The sequence below is a fragment of the Variovorax sp. 20P10.2.4 genome (assembly GCF_058244205.1).
The window spans coordinates 1-1913 of sequence record NZ_JBZAYE010000977.1; the positions used below are offsets into that span (position 1 = coordinate 1).

The window sequence follows — 1913 nt, forward strand, 5'->3', positions numbered from 1 at the left end:
CAGGCCGTCGCCGAGGTTGGCCTCGGTGGTCGGGCAGAGGCCGGCGACCGCGCCGCTGCGGGCGCCGCGCCGGTATTCGTCGGCGTCCATGTGCGTGGCATGCACCAGGCACCAGCGCGCGTCGACCGGCGCATGGTCGAGCAGCCATGCCACCGGGCGCTGGCCGCTCCAGGCGATGCAGTCGTCGACCTCCTTGGTCTGCTCGGCGATGTGGATGTGGACCGGCGCGCCGGCCTCGATCGCATCGAGCCCCGCGAGCGCCTCGCGCAACGCCTCGGGCGGCACCGCGCGCAGCGAGTGCGGCGCGAGGCCGAGCCGCGCGCCTTGCGCGTCGCAGGCGGGCTTGAGTGCCTCAAGCAGCCGCAGCATCGATTCGGTGGAACGGATGAAGCGCCGCTGGCCCTCGTTGGGCGGCAGGCCGCCGAAGCCGCTGGTCTGGTAGAGCACCGGCAGCAGGGTGAAGCCGATGCCGGTCCTGTGCGCGGCGCGCAGCAGCGCGCGGCTCAGCGTGGCGTCGTCGGCATAGGGCCTGCCGTCGGCGTCGTGGTGCACGTACTGGAACTCGCAGACGCTGGTGTAGCCGGCCTCGAGCATCTCGGCATAGAGCCAGGTCGCGATGTCCTCCATCTGCCGCGGGCCGAGGCGCGCGGCGAAGCGGTACATCAGCGTGCGCCAGCTCCAGAAGCTGTCCTGCTGTTCGGCGCGGTGCTCGGTCAGGCCCGCGAAGGCGCGCTGGAAGGCGTGCGAATGCAAGTTGGGCATGCCGGGGATCACGGGGCCGTTGGCCGTCTCGGCATCGGCGGGCTTGTCGGCGCCGGCCCTCGCCTCGACGAGCTGGCCGGCCTCGTTCCATGCCAGCAGCACGTTCTTCGCCCAGCCGGTGGGCAGCAGCGCATCGGCCGCGAACAGCGCGCGCGTCATGCCGAAACTCCCACGGCTTTGACGGCGATATGGCCCTGCCGCACCACGGTGCGCACGGGCCGCTGGCCGAACCAGTAGGCGAGCTCGGCCGCGTCGCGCACCGACCAGAGCACGAAGTTCGCGGGCCGGCCCGCGGCGATCGCGCCGTGCGTGGCCTCGAGGCCCAGCGCGCGCGCCGCATGCTGGGTGACGCCGGCCAGCGCCTCGGGCACGGTGAGGCGGAACAGGGTGCAGGCCATGTTGACCATCAGCAGCAGGCTCAGCGCGGGCGAGGTGCCGGGGTTGTGGTCGGTCGACACCGCCATCGGCACGCCCGCGGCGCGCAGCGCCTCGATCGGCGGCAGGTGGGTGTCGCGCAGCGTGTAGTAGGCGCCGGGCAGCAGCACGGCCACGGTGCCGGCCGCGCGCATCGCCTCGATGCCCTCGGCCGACAGGTGCTCGATGTGATCGCAGGACAGCGCGCCGTAGCGCGCGGCCAGCGCGGCGCCGCCCATGTCCGAGAGCTGCTCGGCATGCAGCTTGACCGGCAGGCCCAGCGCCCGGGCGGCCTGGAACACGCGCTCGGTTTCGTCGAGCGAGAAGGCGATGCGCTCGCAGAACACGTCGACCGCGTCGACCAGCCCCTCGGCCGCGAGCGCCGGCAGCATCTCGCGGCACACCAGTTCGATGTACTCGCCGCTGCGGCCCGCGTACTCGGGCGGCAGCGCGTGGGCGCCGAGGAAGGTGGTGCGCACCGTCACGCCGTAGTGCTCGCCGAGCCGCCGCGCCACGCGCAACTGCTTGCGCTCGTGCGCGAGCGCGAGGCCGTAGCCCGACTTGATCTCGATCGCGCAGACGCCGTCGGCCAGCAATGCCTCGAGCCGCGGCGCGGCCTGGGCGAACAGCGTGTCCTCGTCGGCCTCGCGCGTGGCGCGCACCGAGGAGACGATGCCGCCGCCGGCCTTCGCCACCTCCTCGTAGCTCGCGCCCGCGAGCCGCATCGCGAACTCGTT

At 73.3% G+C, this 1913-nt stretch carries 2 protein-coding genes; both read right to left on the reverse strand.

The features are described from left to right. Nucleotides 1-921, reverse strand: a 921-nt coding sequence (hutF, locus tag AC27VN_RS40135; protein WP_490880309.1) for a formimidoylglutamate deiminase, incomplete at its 3' end; no start/stop codon positions are given. Beyond that, the coding region (hutI, locus tag AC27VN_RS40140) for an imidazolonepropionase (RefSeq protein WP_490880310.1) at nucleotides 918-1913 on the reverse strand (996 nt) is incomplete at its 5' end. The genes hutF and hutI, both read right to left, overlap by 4 nt.